Annotated in this window: 17 protein-coding genes; 10 read left to right on the top strand and 7 right to left on the bottom strand. The window is 71.7% G+C overall.

What is annotated here, in order from left to right; translation table 11 throughout:
* Nucleotides 1-402: a ChaB family protein gene (locus ACFYPG_RS19600; protein ID WP_210785235.1), complete on the bottom strand. Its 402-nt coding sequence runs from the start codon at nt 400-402 to the stop codon at nt 1-3.
* A 176-nt stretch (nt 403-578) separates the two neighbouring features.
* Here ACFYPG_RS19600 and ACFYPG_RS19595 point away from each other — a divergent pair, with 176 nt between their 5' ends.
* The 4 genes from ACFYPG_RS19595 (at nt 579) to ACFYPG_RS19580 (ending at nt 2,969) form a co-directional block, all read left to right on the top strand.
* Nucleotides 579-1,565, top strand: coding sequence for a YihY/virulence factor BrkB family protein (locus tag ACFYPG_RS19595; RefSeq protein ID WP_387353236.1), 987 nt, complete (start codon nt 579-581; stop codon nt 1,563-1,565).
* 99 nt (nt 1,566-1,664) lie between these two features.
* A complete protein-coding gene (locus ACFYPG_RS19590) occupies nt 1,665-2,081 on the top strand; it encodes a DUF2795 domain-containing protein (protein WP_088947320.1) in 417 nt (138 codons plus the stop codon).
* 52 nt (nt 2,082-2,133) lie between these two features.
* Entirely contained in the window at nt 2,134-2,595 is a 462-nt protein-coding gene (locus tag ACFYPG_RS19585; RefSeq protein WP_091401658.1) for an SRPBCC family protein, read from the top strand.
* A gap of 113 nt (nt 2,596-2,708) precedes the next feature.
* Nucleotides 2,709-2,969: a hypothetical protein gene (locus ACFYPG_RS19580; protein ID WP_355007221.1), complete on the top strand. Its 261-nt coding sequence runs from the start codon at nt 2,709-2,711 to the stop codon at nt 2,967-2,969.
* Here the strand turns inward: ACFYPG_RS19580 and ACFYPG_RS19575 are convergent.
* On the bottom strand, nt 2,927-4,234 hold the full coding sequence (locus ACFYPG_RS19575; protein WP_355007220.1) for an MFS transporter: 1,308 nt from the start codon (nt 4,232-4,234) through the stop codon (nt 2,927-2,929). The genes ACFYPG_RS19580 and ACFYPG_RS19575 overlap by 43 nt on opposite strands.
* Nucleotides 4,235-4,392: 158 nt before the next feature.
* On the opposite strand from ACFYPG_RS19575, the gene ACFYPG_RS19570 reads away from it, so the two are divergent.
* Nucleotides 4,393-4,602: a hypothetical protein gene (locus ACFYPG_RS19570; protein WP_387353233.1), complete on the top strand. Its 210-nt coding sequence runs from the start codon at nt 4,393-4,395 to the stop codon at nt 4,600-4,602.
* Here the strand turns inward: ACFYPG_RS19570 and ACFYPG_RS19565 are convergent.
* A complete protein-coding gene (locus ACFYPG_RS19565) occupies nt 4,599-5,048 on the bottom strand; it encodes a hypothetical protein (protein WP_355007218.1) in 450 nt (149 codons plus the stop codon). The two genes, ACFYPG_RS19570 and ACFYPG_RS19565, sit on opposite strands and share 4 nt — an antisense overlap.
* Nucleotides 5,049-5,210: 162 nt before the next feature.
* On the opposite strand from ACFYPG_RS19565, the gene ACFYPG_RS19560 reads away from it, so the two are divergent.
* Nucleotides 5,211-5,564: a DUF6401 family natural product biosynthesis protein gene (locus ACFYPG_RS19560; protein ID WP_387353231.1), complete on the top strand. Its 354-nt coding sequence runs from the start codon at nt 5,211-5,213 to the stop codon at nt 5,562-5,564.
* A gap of 66 nt (nt 5,565-5,630) precedes the next feature.
* Here ACFYPG_RS19560 and ACFYPG_RS19555 read toward each other — a convergent pair whose 3' ends face one another.
* A complete protein-coding gene (locus ACFYPG_RS19555) occupies nt 5,631-6,440 on the bottom strand; it encodes a hypothetical protein (protein ID WP_387353229.1) in 810 nt (269 codons plus the stop codon).
* 198 nt (nt 6,441-6,638) lie between these two features.
* Here ACFYPG_RS19555 and ACFYPG_RS19550 point away from each other — a divergent pair, with 198 nt between their 5' ends.
* From ACFYPG_RS19550 to ACFYPG_RS19540, 3 genes are all read left to right on the top strand, one after another.
* A complete protein-coding gene (locus ACFYPG_RS19550) occupies nt 6,639-8,777 on the top strand; it encodes a SpoIIE family protein phosphatase (protein WP_387353227.1) in 2,139 nt (712 codons plus the stop codon).
* Between the two features lie 25 nt (nt 8,778-8,802).
* Complete coding sequence (locus tag ACFYPG_RS19545; RefSeq protein WP_387353225.1) at nt 8,803-9,480, top strand: HAD family hydrolase; 678 nt, start codon at nt 8,803-8,805, stop codon at nt 9,478-9,480.
* Nucleotides 9,481-9,587: 107 nt separating this feature from the next.
* Nucleotides 9,588-10,883, top strand: a complete 1,296-nt coding sequence (locus ACFYPG_RS19540; protein WP_387353223.1) for a cation:proton antiporter — start codon at nt 9,588-9,590, stop codon at nt 10,881-10,883.
* 105 nt (nt 10,884-10,988) lie between these two features.
* Here the strand turns inward: ACFYPG_RS19540 and ACFYPG_RS19535 are convergent, their stop codons facing one another.
* A complete protein-coding gene (locus tag ACFYPG_RS19535; RefSeq protein ID WP_387353457.1) occupies nt 10,989-11,927 on the bottom strand; it encodes an NAD(P)/FAD-dependent oxidoreductase in 939 nt (312 codons plus the stop codon).
* Between the two features lie 104 nt (nt 11,928-12,031).
* Here ACFYPG_RS19535 and ACFYPG_RS19530 point away from each other — a divergent pair, with 104 nt between their 5' ends.
* The gene (locus ACFYPG_RS19530; protein ID WP_357840949.1) at nt 12,032-12,250 is read left to right on the top strand and encodes a DUF3072 domain-containing protein; all 219 of its coding nucleotides are present in this window, start codon (nt 12,032-12,034) and stop codon (nt 12,248-12,250) included.
* Between the two features lie 306 nt (nt 12,251-12,556).
* Here the strand turns inward: ACFYPG_RS19530 and ACFYPG_RS19525 are convergent, their stop codons facing one another.
* Nucleotides 12,557-13,057: a metallophosphoesterase family protein gene (locus ACFYPG_RS19525; protein WP_387353222.1), complete on the bottom strand. Its 501-nt coding sequence runs from the start codon at nt 13,055-13,057 to the stop codon at nt 12,557-12,559.
* Between the two features lie 131 nt (nt 13,058-13,188).
* Nucleotides 13,189-16,065 (bottom strand): ricin-type beta-trefoil lectin domain protein, encoded by a 2,877-nt coding sequence (locus tag ACFYPG_RS19520; RefSeq protein WP_387353220.1) that lies wholly within the window; start codon nt 16,063-16,065, stop codon nt 13,189-13,191.
* Nucleotide 16,066: the final 1 nt, after the last annotated feature.

Below are 16,066 nucleotides of genomic sequence, written 5' to 3'. Positions count from 1 at the left end.
TCAGTCGCCGCGGGCCTTGCGGGTGGCGCGGTCGTTGGCCTTCTCGATGGCCGTGACCAGCTCCGGTTTGGTCATGCTGGACCGCCCGGGCACGTCGAGTTTGCGGGCCACCGACATCAGGTGGTCCTTGGTGGCGTTGGCGTCGACGCCACCGGCGGTGGGGGCCCGTCGTTCCGGCCCGCCACCGGCGGCCTGCTGGTCGCTGGGGCCCTTGCGGCCCTTCGGCTCCCAGTGGTCGCCCACCTTCTCGAACTGATGCTTCACCGCGGCGAAGGCGGTGCGGTGCGACCGCTCCCCCTCGCCGTAGGTCTCCACCGCCGAGTCGTGCGTCTTCTCCCAGGTGCGCTGCGCCTTCTCCGGGGAGCGTCGCAGCGTGCTGGGCAGGTCTTCGCGCCCGGGCATCTCGTCCTCCTCCGTGTCGACAGGGTCACTGTGACCGTTCCCCGGTGACCGGGCGGCAAACCATAGCGGCGGCGGTCGGGCACCGGGCGGGTTTGTCGATTTCACCAACCGGGTACCGGCGGGCCAGGCCAGACCGGACGACCGGTCATCCGGCGGCCGGGGCGCAGGGAGCGGGCATGACGACCACGGAGCCGGGTACGACGCTCGACGGCACACAGCACACCCGGGTGCCCCGACGGATGCGGCAGCTGAGCTGGCGTACCTGGCGCGGAGTGCTGGTCCGCAGCGTGCAGAACTTCGTCAACGACAACTGCTCCGACTGGGCCGCCGCGCTGACCTACTACGGCGTCCTGGCGCTCTTCCCGTCCGCCATCGTGGTGGTGGCGCTGGTCGGCCTGGTCTCCGACGGCGAGCGGACCCTGGACACCGTGGTCGACCTGGCCAACCAGGTCGGTGCCGGAGCGGTGCTCAGCGACGACGAGGGCGGCGTGCTGAAGGTGATCCGTTCCGTGGTGCTGGAGCAGAGCAACCCGAAGCTTCTGCTCAGCTTCGGTCTGCTCGGCGCGCTGTGGTCCGCGTCGGGCTTCATCGGCGCGTTCACCCGCGCCTCCAATGCCGTCTACGGGGTGACCGAGGGCCGCCCGGTCTGGAAGCTCCGGCCGCTGCAGATCGGCCTGGCGGCGATCACGTTGGTGCTGCTCGCTGTGGTCGCCCTCGCCCTGATCGTCAGTGGGCCGGTCACCGATGCGGTCGGCGACCTGGTCAACGCCGGCGGCCTGGCCCGCACGACGTGGAGCGTGGCGAAGTGGCCGGTCCTCGCCATGATCATGATGGCGCTGCTGTCCCTGCTGTTCTGGATCGCGCCGAACGTGCGCCAGCCCCGGTTCCGCTGGCTCACCCCGGGTGGCGCGGTGGCCCTGATCTCCTGGGCGGCGGCCTCCTTTGGCTTCGGCCTCTACGTGGCCAACTTCGGCTCGTACAACACCACCTACGGCAGCCTCGGGGCGGCCATCGCGTTCCTGGTCTGGCTCTACCTGTCCAACTCGGCACTGATGCTGGGCGTGCAGATCAACTCCGAGGTGCAGCGCGGGCGGCAGTTGCAGGGCGGCGACCCGAACCCGGACGAGCCGGTGCTGCCGCCCCGCAAACCCGCCGACGAGTGAGCCCCCGTCCGGCCCGGTGTCCGTTTCGCCGTCGGGCCGAGGGCCGGTTCGTGGCCCGGTGCCGGTTTATCGGGTGGGGTGCCGGGTAGCGCAGAAGGCATGGAGCGTGGCAACAGCAAGCACGGACCGAGGATCGACGAACAGATGAGTCAGGAGGTCAGCGGCCTCGTACAGGGGCCGGGGACCGGTGGCTCTCGAGTCGACGAGTCGCGGGTGCCGGAACCGGCTGGCGAGGACCAGCCGGAGACGACCACCGCCCCGGCCGGCGACCTGCGCACCGGCACCCCGCAGGGCATGAGCTCTACGGACGTCGAGCAGCGCAGCCGGCTCGGCCGGTTCATCTCGATGAGCGCGCTGCCGGGCGACCGTCTGGTGCTCATTGCCAGCGCCCGTGAGAACGAGGCGCCGGACGACATCGTGGCGGCCCTGGAACGGCTGCCCGAGGGCACCGTCTACCAGACGGTCTCCGAGGTGTGGGCGGCGCTGGGCAACAAGAACGAGACAACTCGCTGGTGACCAGGATCGCCCCCGATCCGGCAATCCACCGGCGACTGAAGGAGGTTCCCCGATGAGTGGCGTTACCGAACACGTGGACGTGTCCGTACCCGTACGCACCGCGTACGACCAGTGGACGCAGTTCGAGGAGTTCCCCCAGTTCATGGAGGGTGTGCAGGAGGTCCGGCAGCTCTCCGACACGATGACCCACTGGACCGTGGACATCGCCGGGGTGAAGCGCGAGTTCGACGCGGAGATCACCGAACAGCTCCCCGACGAGCGGGTCGCCTGGCGCTCGACCGACGGCACGCAGCAGGCCGGCGTGGTGACCTTCCACCGACTGGACCAGGACAAGACCAGGGTCACCCTGCAGCTCGAGTTCGAGCCGCACGGCGTGGTCGAGCAGGCCGGCGACAAGCTCGGCATCGTCGACCGACGGGCCAAGGGCGACCTGGAGCGGTTCAAGACCTACATCGAGCGGCGTGGTCAGGAGACCGGCGCGTGGCGCGGGCAGGTGGACCGTCCGCAGCCGTGACCCCGGGCAGCAGTGACCTGAGGTGGCCGCCGGTATCCCGGCGGCCATCGCCGTGTCCGAGCCTGCTCGGCGGGCACCGTTTGCGATCATCGTGCCCGGGTACGGCTGAAGGTATGACCGACGACAACATCAGGGTGTGGCGGGACGAGGAGCGGCTTCCGTTGGAGGAGTTGGAGCGCGCCGTGTCGGGCTCCAGCCTCGACGGGCAGGCCGACGACGTGACGGGAAACGACGCCGGCGAGGAGGCCGCGTTCGGGCACGGGCCGGCCGCGTCGGACCACGACGGACAGGCCCAGGGCAACAGCCGCGAGGCCACCGACCCGCAGCGCGCCTACCGCCCGTCCACGACCGGCCGTACCGGGCCCGACGTCTGAGGATCGCTTCCGGGCTGGGCGGGCACCACCGGCACGGGACGTCCCGCAGCCGGCCGGCGCGCGCCCCACTCGTAGAGCGCGATCAGCGCCAACGCGAGCACCAGCAGGGCCGATCCCAGCACCTCCACCGAGGTTTTGCCGATCAGCACGCCCAGCCCGGCCGGGACGAGCGCCGCACCAATGCCAGCGGCGCCGATCTGGAGGCCGATGGCGCGGTCCGCGTGCGCCGCGCCGACCCGTTCGGCGGTGGTGAGGGTGAGCAGCGGAAACACCGGTGCGGCGGCGAAACCGACGACGACCAGGCCGAGCACCGCAAGGACCGCCGGCCCGGGAACGGCGATCAGCGCCGTGCCGACGGCCATCCCGGCCAGGCTGACGCGCAACACCAGCCCCGCCCCCAGGCGCTCGGCCACCAGACCCTGCACGACCCGGCCCACGAAGAGACTGCCCCAGTACGCGGAGACGCAGCCGCCGGCCACCGCCGCGCTGAGCCCACGCCCCTCGGTCAGCAGCAGGAACGCCCACAGCCCCGCGGACACCTCGATCGCCACGTACAGCACGAAGGCGAGCGTCCCCGACCAGACCGCCGGCAGCCGCAGCGTGTCCCTCACCGGGACCTGGACGGTGGACGCCGGCCCGGAATCCGCGGCGGCGGGCACGCCCTGGATGGCGTCACCCGCCTCGGCGCTGGCTGGACCGCCACGCCGCCAGGCCCGCACGGTGAACGCGAACGCGGCGGCGAGGACGAGTTGGGCGGCGGCCACGATGCCGTACCCCCAGCGCCAGGCGAGCCCGGCGCTCAGCACCGCGGTCATGATCAGTGGACCGATGGCCACGCCGAGACCGAAGAAGGCGTGCAACCAGTTCATGTGGCGGGGCCCGAAGGCCCCGGCGGCGTACGCGTTGAGCCCCGAGTCGACAGCGCCGGAGCCCAGCCCCAGCAGCAGCGCACAGCCCACCAGCGCCGCCAGCCCGGGGCTCACCGAGTAGCCGGTCAACGCCAGGCTGGCCAGCAGGGTGCTACCGGCGAGCAGGGCGCCCACGCCGACCCGGGCCAGCGTGAAGCCGGCCAGCACGCTGGAGGTGAGATAGCCGACGGTGCCGGCAGTGAGCACCCACCCGACGGCCTCGGTCGGCACGTCGAAGTCGCCTCGGATCGAGGGCCAGGCGACGCCGAGCAGGCCGTCGGGCAGGCCGAGACTGACGAACGCCAGGTAGGACAGCAGGAGCAGTGCGGCGCGGGGACGCGCGGGCGTGGTGGACACGAGAAACCATCCTGCCGCAGGGGCACCCTAGCGCCGCCGGCACCCGATCGCTCGCGGCGCAAAGAAGTCGTGCCCGTACGGTCGAGAAAATGGACAGCTCATCCAGAATCGGCCGATCGGAGGACGGCAAGGCGGCCGGTTCGCGTAAGAATTTCGGAATGCATCAAGGCTCCGGAATCCTCTCCACGCGTCAGCGCAAACTCGCCTGGCTCGGCTTCCTGCTGGCCGCGCTTCAGGCACCCGTTTCCGCCTGGGTCGTCGCCGACGAGTCGTGGCTGTTCAGCCTGTGCGTCGCGCTGATGGTGGCCACCGTGATCATCGCCGACGACGCGGCACGGCGTCGCCCGGCCAACGCGACAAGCGACTAGCCTCCGCCATCCGGCCGGGCCTCGTGGCCTGGCCGGCCCCGGCTACTGCGGTGTTCCTTCATCTCCGCCTCGTAGAGATGGCGCCGCCCACCCACCAACTCGTCGCGGGCCTGCTGGTCCAACTCCCGGAACAGCGCGTGGTAGCCGTCGTCGAAGTCCTCGACGATCTGAAACGTCCACCGTCCGGCGATGACGTTGCGGCCGCGCAACTCGGTGGCGATCCGGTCGGCGAGGCGCGGATGCCCGGCGGCCTGGAACTGTTCCACAGCGTCGTCGAGCATCAGGTCGGCATGACCGATCAACTGGTGCATCGAGTAGAGATGCCCCCGGGCCCGCTCCACACACTCCAGCGCCTCGCTGAGCTTGCCGAGCGCGGCCACCGTCGCGTCGCTGACGCCGTCCGGCCGCCGGTGCCGCTCGTCGGGTCCGTCCGCCTGCTGTCCCATCCGTGCCTCCGTGGGGGGTGCGGTCAAAGCTGGGCGTTCTCCTGCTGCCCCGTCTGTGCCGGATCAATCCCCCAGGTCAGCGGCGAGCGCCCCAGTGGTGCAGCCGACATCCGCCGAGCGGACGAGGTCGACGCGGTCACTGGTCGGTTAGCCTCGGTCACCATGCGTGTGCCGTTCAACCGGGTCGCCTCCCGTACCGCCGTCGACTCGGCGCGGTCCACCCTGGCCGCCCTCACCGTCTCCGTGGGCACTGTCGGGCTCGCCGCCGCCGCCGCGCGCCCGGGGCTGCTGGCCCTCGTCGACCAGCATGCGGCGGCCGTCCGGGACAGCCTCGACGGCGACCGCACGCCGCTGACCTCCGCGGCGCTCGCCGGCTACGCCGAGGGGGTGCGCGCCGCCGCGCTGGAGCACGGGTGGACGCCGCCCAGCGGGGCGGTGGACTGGAGCGAGCCGGAGTGGCTGCTCACCCGGCTGGTCGCGGTCTGCGCGCTGGCTCGCGCACTCGACCAGCACTGACACGCGAGGAGAGGGCACCCCGCGCGTACGCGGAACACCCTCCCACCCGTCGTGCCGTTCCGCCCGCTACGAGCGGTACTGCTGGGCTTCGTCCACCCGAGGCATTGCCTGGGTGCGGTCACCCCCGCGGTCGGCCATCTGCCGCTCCACGTCGCTACGCCCGGCCGACGCGGCCTGACGTTGCTGCTGCACCGCCCGGGCCTCCCGGGCCGCCCGGTCCAGCCAGCCGTCCCAGCGGTTCTGCATCGGCTTCACGAGACCACCACCGACGCCGACGATCAGGATGCCGGCCACCGTGGCGAGCACCGCGATCAGCACCGGAGTGGTCACCGTGGTGGCGATACCCACCTGGTTCAGGGCGGCGATCACACCCAGCGCGATGATGAAGATCGCCGTCAGGTCGGCCAGCACCTTGCCGTACGAAAGCCCTCCCAACGCCCCGGTGACCAGATCCCGGACGGCGTTGGCGATCGCGGCCGCCACCACCACGATGACGATCGCGATGAACGCGCGCGGCAGCCAGGCCACCACGCCGCTGATCAGGTCACTGATCGCGTTGGGCCCCCAGACTCCGAAGGCGAACTGCAGCGTGAACAGCAGTACGGCGTAGTACGCCAGTCGGGCCAGAATGTCGCTGGCGTCGTACTTCGTTCTCTCCAGGGCCCGTTTGATGCCACCGCGTTCGACCGCCTGGTCGAAGCGCACCCGTTCCAGCACCGTATCCACGATCTTGAGGACGGCTCTGGCGATGAGCCAGCCGACCACGAGGATGACGATGAAGGCCACTGCCTTCGGGATGAAGAGCAGCACCGACCTCCAGGTGTCGGCGATGGCATCGCCGATGTCGGCCTGCCGGACCGCGAGGGTTTTCAGCATGATGTCCCTCCTGTCGCATGGACTGCGCCGGGCGCATACCCGGCAACCGGTCCGGCACTCCGCGCAGCGCGCGGCGTTTTTTCCGACAGACCTCCGGGCAGGGGCCCTGAACTGCCCAAATGGCCACCGCGACGGACTCGGCGACGGCCCGCCGCCGTGGTCGGACGCCTTTCCCGGTCGGCCGACTAGGCTGCGACCATGCCAGGAACGGTCGGGCGGGTCCCCACGCCAGCAACTCCGGGTCCGGGCGGACGCACCGGGTCCGGCCCGGCCGTCGGCGTGCTCGCCCACGACTGGGCCAACACCCCGCTGGGCCCGGCCGACGACTGGGACGTCGCCCTGCAGGCGGTGGTGGAGCTGGTCCTCGCCTCGCCGATGCCGATGGCCCTGGCGTACGGCGACGACCTCGTCCTGCTCTACAACGCCGGCTACGCCGAACTGCTGGGCACCAAACACCCGAGCGCCCTCGGTCGTCCGGCCGCCGAGGTGTTCGCGGAGATCTGGGCGCTGCCCGGCGTCGGTGCGGTGATCGAACGCTGCTACCGGCAGGGCGAACCCTTCCTGGAGAAGGAGTCCACCCTCCCGCTGGTCCGTGGGCACTCCGCGACGGTGGAGCAGGCGGTCTTCACCCGGGGCTACTCACCGGTGCGCGACAGCGCCGGGCAGATCGTCGGCGTGTTGGCTGTCGCGGCCGAGACCACCCACGTCACCGAGCAGTTGCAGAGCCTCAGCGCCGTGGCCGCGGCGCTCGCCGGCACCCTCACCCTCGACGACGTGGCCCGGGTGGCGCTGCGGTACGCGATCACCACGTTCGACCCCGACCAGGCCTCGTTCGCCGTCGACGAGGGCGGCGGCGGCTGGCGCATGGTGCGTCGGGTCCGTGGCGAGTTGTTGGACGAGGCCGACGAGCGGCTCCCCCCGCTCTGGAGGCGCGCGCCGGCAGACTGGTCGGCCCCGGTGGTGCAGGCGGCCCGCTCCGGCGCCCCGTCGTTCACGCGCGACGGGCAGCCGCTGCGGGACACCGCCGTGGACCGCCACGACCAGAAGATCCGCGCGATGGCGGCCCTGCCGCTGGGCACCTCGGTGGTCCGCGGCGGGCTGGCGGTCGGCTACCAGGTTCCGCACACCTGGTCCCCCGCCGAACGAGCGCTGCTGGCCGCCTCCGCCGAGCTGATCGGCCAGGCCGCCGAGCGGGCCCGCCGTTTCGAGACCCAGCACGGCACTGCCCAACTGTTGCAGCGCAGCATGTTGCCGGAGCACCTGCCGGATCTTCCCCGGTTGCGGATCGCGGCCCGCTACGACCCGGGCGTGGACGGCAACGCGGCCGGCGGTGACTTCTACGATGCGTTCCTGCTGCCCGACGGCTCGCTCGGCGTGGTGCTGGGCGACGTCGCCGGGCACGACGTGCAGGCCGCCGCGCGGATGGGGCAGGTCCGGGCCGCGCTGCGCGCTCTGGCCCTGGCCGACCCGGCGCCCGACGCTGTTCTGGCCGGCCTGGATCGGCTGGTGACCAGCCTCGGCGCGGAGGCCAGCACCCACGAGCTGTTCGTCACCGTCGCGTTCGGGGTGATCGACGCGGAGCGGCGGGAGCTGACCCTGGCCAGCGCCGGTCACCCCGCGCCGTTGATCCGCCGCGGTGACCCGGATGGTCGGTTCCACGCCGAGTACGTCGACGTCCCGGCCGGGCCGCCGCTGGGGTTGGGCGGCCGGCCGGGCACCACGACCGTTCCGTTCCGCCCCGGTGACACAGTGCTGCTGTTCAGCGACGGGGTGGTGGAGCGTCGCCGGCAGAGCCTGAGCGCCGGGCTGGCCACCCTGAGCGACGCCATTGCCAAGGCCGGCAGCGGCGACCCCCGCGCGCTCTGCGCGGTGGCCACCGCGGCGGTCCCGGGCGGCACGGAGGACGACGTGGCCGTGCTGGCGGTCGAGCACGCGCTCAGGCCGAGTCGTTCGGCGAGCATGGAGGTGCCCGCCGAGCCGACCGCGCCCAGCCGGGTCCGACACTGGCTGACCGGCCAGCTCACCGAGTGGCAGGTGCCCGAGTCGGTGATCGGAGCGGCGGTGCTCTGCACCAGCGAGCTGACCACCAACGCGTTGCTGCACGCCGGCACGGCTGCCCGGGTGGAGATCGACCTCAGCGCCGAGCGGCTGCTCGTCTCGGTAGCGGATTCCGGCACCCGGGGGACCGTGACCCGGGCCCGTACCGACACGTTGAGCAGTCGCGGGCGCGGCCTCGGCCTGATCGAGGAGCTCAGCGACGCCTGGGGCACCGACCCGTCGGTCCGGGGCTCCACGGTCTGGTTCGAGATCCTCACGCCGCCGGCCGCGCAGCCCTGAGCCGCCCGATGGCAGGAGGACGCCAATGGCCACCAACCGGCCCGCCGGGGTCCTCTTCGATGTCGACGGCACCCTGGTCGACACCACCTACCTGCACACGGTGAGCTGGTGGGAGGCGTTACGCCAGACCGATCAGCCGGTGCCGATGGCGGTGGTGCACCGCTCGATCGGGATGGGATCGGACAAACTCCTGGACCATCTCCTCGGCCCGGAGCGGGACCGCGACGCCGACTCCAAGCTGCGCGACGCGCACGACACCCTCTACGCCGAGTACTGGGAACGACTAACGCCGCTACCCCGGGCGGCCGACCTGTTGCGCGCCTGCGCCGAGCGGGGTTTGCGTGTCGTGCTGGCCACCTCCGCCTCGGAACCCGAGGTGGGCGCGCTTCGTCGAGCGCTGGGCGCCGAAGACGTGATCGACACGATCACCTCCTCCGCGGACGCCGAGCAGAGCAAGCCGGCACCGGACATCCTGGTCGCCGCGTTGGAGCAGTCCGGGTTGACCGCCGAGCGGGTGGTCTTCGTCGGCGACTCGGTGTGGGACGTCGTCGCGGCCGGCAAGTTGAGCATTCCGTGTGTGGGCCTGACCTGCGGTGGCACCAGCCGCGGCGAGCTCGCCGGCGCGGGTGCCGTGGCGGTGTACGACGACCCGGCCGCGCTGCTGCACGAGTTGGCTGACTCGCCGCTCACCCGACCCCGGTGAGGATCACTCGGGTCCACCGGCACCGACGCGCATAGCCGGAGCCCTTGCGGGGCAAGGACTGTCACCACCTGCCCGCACCTTGCGGGTGCGGGCGGAAAGGTGGTGCCGTGGAGCCGGTAGATGTGGCGTTCGCACTGGTGGGCCTGGGAGCCCTGCTCGCGGGCATCCTGCCGAGGGTGCTGGATCGCCGCCCGCTGTCCATGCCGATCGCCTTCCTCGCCCTCGGCATGCTGGTGTTCCTGCTGCCGGTCGGGCTGCCGTCGCCGGACCCCCTGGCCCACCCGGAGCTGGCCACCCACCTCACCGAGATCGGGGTGATCGTCGCGCTGATGGGCGCCGGGCTGAAGATCGACCGGCCGTTGAGTTGGCGGCGGTGGTCGTCCACCTGGCGGCTGCTGGCGATCGCGATGCCCCTGTGCATCGCGGCGGTGGCCCTGCTCGGCTGGTGGTGGGCGGGGCTGGTGCCGGCCGCCGCGCTGCTGTTGGGCGCCGCGCTGGCGCCCACCGACCCGGTGCTCGCCGCCGACGTGCAGGTCGGCGAGCCGACCGACGTGGAGGATTCCGAGGACGAGGTCCGCTTCGCGTTGACCTCCGAAGCCGGCCTGAACGACGGGCTGGCGTTCCCGTTCGTCTACGCGGCCATCGCCATCGCCTCGACCAGCCTCGCCCCGAGCGACTGGTTGGCCGAGTGGTTCACAGTGGACGTGCTGTGGAAGATCAGCGTCGGCGTCGGCGGTGGCCTGCTCATCGGCTGGTTGCTCGGCAAGCTGTTCTTCCGCGCACCCAGCGAGCTGCGGCTGGCCCGGCACGCCGAGGGCTTCCTGGCGCTGGCCGCCACGTTCCTGGCGTACGGGCTGGTGGAGGTGGTCGGCGGGTACGGCTTCCTGGCGGTGTTCGTGGCCGCCCGGGCCATTCGGGCCGCCGAACGGACCCACGAGTTCCACTCGGTGCTGCACGACTTCGCCGAGCAGGTCGAACGGCTGCTCACCCTGGTGCTGTTGCTGCTGCTCGGCGGCGCGATAGTGGGTGGTCTGCTGAGCCCGCTGACCTGGCCGGCAGCCGCCGTCGGGCTGGCGCTGGTGTTCCTGGTGCGGCCGCTGATCGGCTGGCTGTCGTTGCGCGACGCTCCCGGACGCCCGGCCGAGCACTGGGTCATCTCGTTGTTCGGCATCCGCGGCGTCGGCTCGTTCTACTACCTCGCGTACGCCACCACCAAGGCCGACTTCCCGCAGGCCGAACTGCTCTGGGCGACCGTCGGGCTGGTGGTGCTCGTCTCCGTCGTGGTGCACGGCATCACGGCGACCCCGGTCATGCAACTGCTGGACCGGGAGGGAGAGCGAACCTCCGACCCGGCCGAGCGGGACGCCGACGCTCGCCCCGTCGCGGCAGCCGGGCACGCCTGAGCGGGCGACCCGGGCCGAGCGGGCACGCCTGAGGGGGTGACTCAGGCCGAGCGGACACGCCCGAGGGTGTGACTCAGGCCGAGCGGGCACGCCTGAGGGGGTGACTCAGGCGAGGCGGGCGGCCAGCGCACGGCCCAGGTCCCGGCCGGAGCGCCAGGCGCTCTGCACCCGGGGCTTGCCGAACGCGTCGCCGGCCAGGCCGATCCCGTCGGCGTCGAGGTGGTGGGTGGCGCCGCCGGCGTCGCTGGTCGGCTTCGCGTACGTCCAACGGTGCACGTGCACGTCGACGGCCGGCTCAGGCAGCCCGAGCAGGTCCCGGACGGCCTGTTCGATCGCCGGGCCGGCCCCGGTGGGTTGAGCCAGGTGCCCGGCCGCGAACTCCGGCACGGTGTGCGCGACCAGCACCGGCGCGCCGTCACCGCGCCGGTCGCCGTCGTCGCAGACGAGGTTGAGCACCGGGTGCTCGTTGACGAACGCGCCCCGGAAGTCCGGCCACCGCCGGGTCGGGAAGCGCAGCACCGCGGCCAGCGACGGCGACCAGCGTTGCTCCTGTACGACCCGGGTGGCCTCGGTCAGGGCCGGGTCGAGCAGCAGGGCGGCCTGCGGACCCGGCATGGCCAGGGCGACCGCCGCGCACGACTGCCCGTCGACGACCGGGCCGGGTTCCACTGTGAGCACCAGCCGGTCGACGGTCACCGGTACCGCGCCGGCCAGGTGCTCGACCAACGAGCGAAGCCCACGGGGAGCGGCGTAACGCATCGGCCCGGCCACCTCGTGGTTTCCACTGCGGTCGTACGCCTGGAAGGTGTCGGTCCATTCGTGGACCAGCCCGGCGGCGCGCCACTGCTCGACCAGCGCGGCGAAGTCCGGGTCGGTGGCGGTGAAGTAGGCGGCGCCGATGTCCGCGGGGCGGCCCTGGAAGCGTTTGCTGGCCATCCGGCCACCGCAGACGTGCCCCCGCTCCCGGACCTGCACCGGCACCCCGGCCCGGGTCAGCTCGACCGCACAGGCCACCCCGGCTATGCCCGCCCCGACCACCACCACGCTCGACCGGTCCTTCGTCATCCGATGATCGTAGGTGGCGGCGTTCGGGCATGAACCACCGACGATCGGGGTACTGGCACACCTGTTCGAAAGGAAGGGTGATGATGATGACGGACCGCCGCACCGAGCAGGCCGACCAGAACGCCGCGATCAAGGACCCGGACGAGTGGGTCACCGGGGACGAGCCGCCGACCGCCGCCCAGGAGTCCTACCTGAGCACGCTGGCCCGGGAGGCCCACGCCGACCTCCCGGACGACCTGACCAAGGCCGAGGCGTCCAAGCGAATCGACGAACTCCAGGCCAAAACTGGCCGAGGCCAGTAACCCCGCACCTCGCCCGTCAGCCGGCACTGCCTCGCCGATCATGGAGTTGTGGTGGGTGACAAACCGCCCGCAAAAGGCCTAAGTCAGGCACCACAACTCCATGATCGGCGGACCGGACTGCCCGTCCCGCCAACCGCAACGGCGTTGCTCGCACCCCGCCACGCGATCTTGCACTTGCTGTCGCGACAAAAGGCGCGCAAGGCGCAGAACAACGACGACAAGTGCAAGATCGCGGGAGCAGGGAGCAGGGAGCAGGGAGCAGGGGCGGGGCAGGCGCGGGAGACGGGCGCGAGGGTGGGGTGGCGGTCAGGGGCGGGGCAGGGGGTGCAGCTTCACCTCGGTCAGGCTGCCCTCGCGCACCTCGGCGGTGAGGTACGTGGCGTGGGGTTGGGAGCGGCGGTCGGTGGGTGAGCCGGGGTTGAGCAGGCGTAGCCCACCGGGCGCCTCGGTGTCCCAGGGGATGTGCGAATGCCCGAACACCAGCAGGTCGACGTCGGGAAAGCGAGCCGCGCACCGCTTCTCCCGGCCGGTCCGGGGGCCCGTCTCGTGCACCACCGCGACCCGCAGGCCGTCGAGTTCGACCCGGGCCACCTCCGGCAGCCGGGCGCGCAGCGCCGGGCCGTCGTTGTTGCCGTACACCCCGATCAGTCGGCGCGATCGCGCCGTCATGGCGTCGAGCAGGGCCTCGTCCACCCAGTCGCCGGCGTGCACCACCACGTCGGCCGCGTCGATGGCCGCCCAGAGGGGTCCGGGTAGGTCCCGGGCCCGCTTGGGTAGGTGGGTGTCCGCCGTGAGCACCAGCCGCATACCCGGCATTGTCCCCCGAGTCCCGGCCGCCCACCCGCGGGACGTGGGTGGACGGCCGGGCTCCGCCTCCGCCGCTCGGCCCCGTGCGTCATCGACGCTCGGGTACGGGTACCGAGCCGGTCAGGGGGCGGTCAGGGCAGGGTCCAGCGTTGCGCCCCGGTGCCGTTGCAGGTCCAGATCCGCAGTTGCCGTCCGTCGGTGAGATCCGAGTTGGGGATGTCCAGGCAACGCCCGGACTGGGGGTTGCGCAGGCTGCCGTCCGACTGGGTGGCCCACTGCTGGGCCCCGGTGCCGTTGCAGTCGTAGAGCTGCACGAGGGTGCCGTCGGTAGTGCCGCTTGCCTTCACGTCCAGGCACTTGGCGAGGCCCCGCACCGTGCCGTCGCCGGGCAGGGTCCAGCGCTGGGCGGCGGTGCCGTTGCAGGTCCAGGTCTGCACCTTGGTGCCGTTCGCGGTCTGGCTGGAGGCGATGTCCGCGCACTTGCCGAGGGCCTTGACCTCACCGGTGCGCGCCCCGCCGGTGCCGACGCCCGGGCCGGTGAAGGTGTAGCTGTCCACGTCCAGCAACGCCCCGCTGCCGCCGGTGACGACCAGGTACAGGTCGTGGGTGCCGTCGTCCGGTTTGGTCACGGTGGCGCTCAGTTCGGTGTAGTTGTCCCAGCCGCCGGTGTTCGGCACCGCGATCCGGGCGACCTCGGTGCCGGTCGGTGAGTCGTACCGGAAGGAGAGGGTGCCGCCGGGGCCGCCGGAGGAGACCCGGGCCCGGACGCCGGTGATCCCCTTGAGGCTCACCGCGTGGTGCCGGACGCTCTCGCCGCTCTGGACGTCACCCAGCCGCTTGCCACCCTCGGCCGCCGCCTGGTCGATCACCTTGGGTCCGTTGAGCTGGACGAAGTGCTCGGCCTGCCACTGTTTCGGGTAGAGGCTGATCTCCTGCTCACCGGTGAGTGCGACCGAACCGGTCGCGCCGCGATCGGTGTAGCTGCCCCGCAGGACGAAGAACAGCACGGAGTCGGGGCCGGCGTGCACCGGGCCGGTGTTGAAGGTCGCGCCGCAGCCGGTCCCCTCCCCCTCCTCGTGGGCGTGCTCCTGGTGGCCCAGCGCCGCCCGGACGACCACCGCCGAGCAGGCCGGCGTGCCGTCCTGCGGGTCACTGGCTGTGGCGCCCACCGTCAGGTCCTGCTCCCAGTCGAAGAGTCCGCCGGCGGGCAGTCCGGTCAACGTGACAACAGGCCGGTTGTTGCCGACCACCACCGACACCACTGTCGTGGCGCTGCGGCCGGTGCCGTCGTTGACGGTGAGCCGGGCGCTGTAGCTGCCGTTCGCGGAGTACGTGAAGGACGGGTTCGCCGCGGTCGAGTCGGTGCTGCCGTTGTTCGTGAAGTCCCACGCGTACCTCAGCGGGTCGCCGTCCGGGTCCGAGCTGCCGGCGCTGGAGAAGGTCACCGCGAGGGGTGCCAGGCCGTTGTCCCGGTTGACGGTGGCCTTGGCCACCGGCGACCGGCCACCCTGGACGTAGTTGATTTTGTAGAGACCGGCGTCGACCGCGCCGGAGAAGTAGCCGCTGCCGTATTCCAGCAGGTAGAGCGAGCCGTCCGGGCCGAACTGCCAGTCGATGGGGTGGACGAGTTGCATGCCGGCGAGCACTGGCTCGATGACTGTCGGTGCCCCGGTGGACGGGTTGCCGTTGTCGAACTGGACCTCCTTGATCCAGTTGCGGCAGTACTCGGAGATCAGCCACTTGTTGTCGTAGTAGGCCGGCCACTTGACGTCCGAGACGAGGTTCGGGTCGTAGTGGTAGACCTCGACGTGGTTGGGCGATCCGCATCCGCCCGGGTTGTCCAGCGCCGGCCAGTCCTCACTGCCGCCGTGCTGCTCCCAGACGAGTGCCGGTCTCGTCGGCGGTAGCTGCTGGACGCCCGTGTTGCGGGGTGAGTTGTTCACCGGTCCGGTCGAGCCGCCGCAGGGGAACCAACCACGCGGTGTGGCGGTGGCGAAGTCCCAGTCGTTGTAGGCGACGTTGGGGCCGCCACAGTACGGCCAGCCGTAGTTGCCGGGCCCGCTGGCCCGGTTGAACTCGTCGTAGGCCGCCGGGCCGCGGTTGGCGAGGTCGGTGCCGGCGTCGGGGCCGACCTCACCCCAGTAGAGGGTGTTGTTCGCCTTGCGGTCCACCCAGATCCGGTACGGGTTGCGCACACCCATCACGTAGATCTCGGGGCGCGTCAGGGCGGTGCCGGCGGCGAAGAGGTTGCCGGCGGGAATGGTGTAGCTGCCGTCGTTCTCCGGGTGGATCCGGTTGATCTTGCCGCGCAGGTCGTTCGTGTTGCCGGAGGTGCGCTGGGCGTCGTACTGGGCGTTGCGGTTCGTCCGCTCGTCGATCGGGGCCATCCCGGCCGAGTCGCCGCCGGAGTTGGTGTTGTCTCCGACGGCGAAGTACAGGTTGCCGGCGGTGTCCCAGCTCATCGAGCCGGCCGAGTGGCAGCAGAGATCGCGTTCGGTGGGCCACTCGATCAGCATGTCCTCGCTGCTCGGATCGAGCAGCAGCGTGGACGGGTTGAAGGTGAACCGGCTGATCCGGTTGACCAGTGGGGTGACCTTCGGCGAGTAGAAGAGGTAGACCCAGCGGTTGCTCGCGAAGCTCGGGTGCAGGGTGATGCCGATCAGGCCGTCCTCGAAGCGGGCGTCCAGCGCCAGGGTGAGGGCCACTGTGGTGGACCTGGTCGCCGGGTTGTAGAGGCGGACCTGACCACCGGCGCTGCTGGTGCCCCGGTTGATGTAGAAGACCTTGCCGTCGGGTGCCACGGCCAGTTCGATCGGTTCGCCCATGGACAGGCCGCCATCCAGGGCGACCTTCTCGAAACCGGCGGTGGCGGGCGGAGCGAGGGCGGCGGCCTGGGCCGGGGACGCGGCGGCCGGCAGAACGCTTGCCTGCGGGACGAGACAGAGGGTGACCAGGACGGTGAGCAGTGTGGTGGCGCTGACGAGACGTCGGCGCGGTGTGCGGGACACG

Origin of the sequence: Micromonospora sp. NPDC005553 (genome assembly GCF_042871765.1) — a bacterium.
GTDB lineage: Bacteria > Actinomycetota > Actinomycetes > Mycobacteriales > Micromonosporaceae > Micromonospora.
The sequence above is the reverse complement of the archived record's forward strand: the minus strand, read 5'-3'. Positions and strand labels throughout refer to the sequence as shown.

What these genes read in the sequence shown, in the direction of transcription:
- ACFYPG_RS19600 (WP_210785235.1), bottom strand. Translation starts at nt 402, where the DNA reads ATGCCCGGGCGCGAAGACCTGCCCAGCACGCTGCGACGCTCCCCGGAG.
- ACFYPG_RS19595 (WP_387353236.1), top strand. Translation starts at nt 579, where the DNA reads ATGACGACCACGGAGCCGGGTACGACGCTCGACGGCACACAGCACACC.
- ACFYPG_RS19590 (WP_088947320.1), top strand. Translation starts at nt 1,665, where the DNA reads ATGGAGCGTGGCAACAGCAAGCACGGACCGAGGATCGACGAACAGATG.
- ACFYPG_RS19585 (WP_091401658.1), top strand. Translation starts at nt 2,134, where the DNA reads ATGAGTGGCGTTACCGAACACGTGGACGTGTCCGTACCCGTACGCACC.
- ACFYPG_RS19580 (WP_355007221.1), top strand. Translation starts at nt 2,709, where the DNA reads ATGACCGACGACAACATCAGGGTGTGGCGGGACGAGGAGCGGCTTCCG.
- ACFYPG_RS19570 (WP_387353233.1), top strand. Translation starts at nt 4,393, where the DNA reads ATGCATCAAGGCTCCGGAATCCTCTCCACGCGTCAGCGCAAACTCGCC.
- ACFYPG_RS19565 (WP_355007218.1), bottom strand. Translation starts at nt 5,048, where the DNA reads ATGGGACAGCAGGCGGACGGACCCGACGAGCGGCACCGGCGGCCGGAC.
- ACFYPG_RS19560 (WP_387353231.1), top strand. Translation starts at nt 5,211, where the DNA reads ATGCGTGTGCCGTTCAACCGGGTCGCCTCCCGTACCGCCGTCGACTCG.
- ACFYPG_RS19555 (WP_387353229.1), bottom strand. Translation starts at nt 6,440, where the DNA reads ATGCTGAAAACCCTCGCGGTCCGGCAGGCCGACATCGGCGATGCCATC.
- ACFYPG_RS19550 (WP_387353227.1), top strand. Translation starts at nt 6,639, where the DNA reads ATGCCAGGAACGGTCGGGCGGGTCCCCACGCCAGCAACTCCGGGTCCG.
- ACFYPG_RS19545 (WP_387353225.1), top strand. Translation starts at nt 8,803, where the DNA reads ATGGCCACCAACCGGCCCGCCGGGGTCCTCTTCGATGTCGACGGCACC.
- ACFYPG_RS19530 (WP_357840949.1), top strand. Translation starts at nt 12,032, where the DNA reads ATGATGACGGACCGCCGCACCGAGCAGGCCGACCAGAACGCCGCGATC.
- ACFYPG_RS19525 (WP_387353222.1), bottom strand. Translation starts at nt 13,057, where the DNA reads ATGCGGCTGGTGCTCACGGCGGACACCCACCTACCCAAGCGGGCCCGG.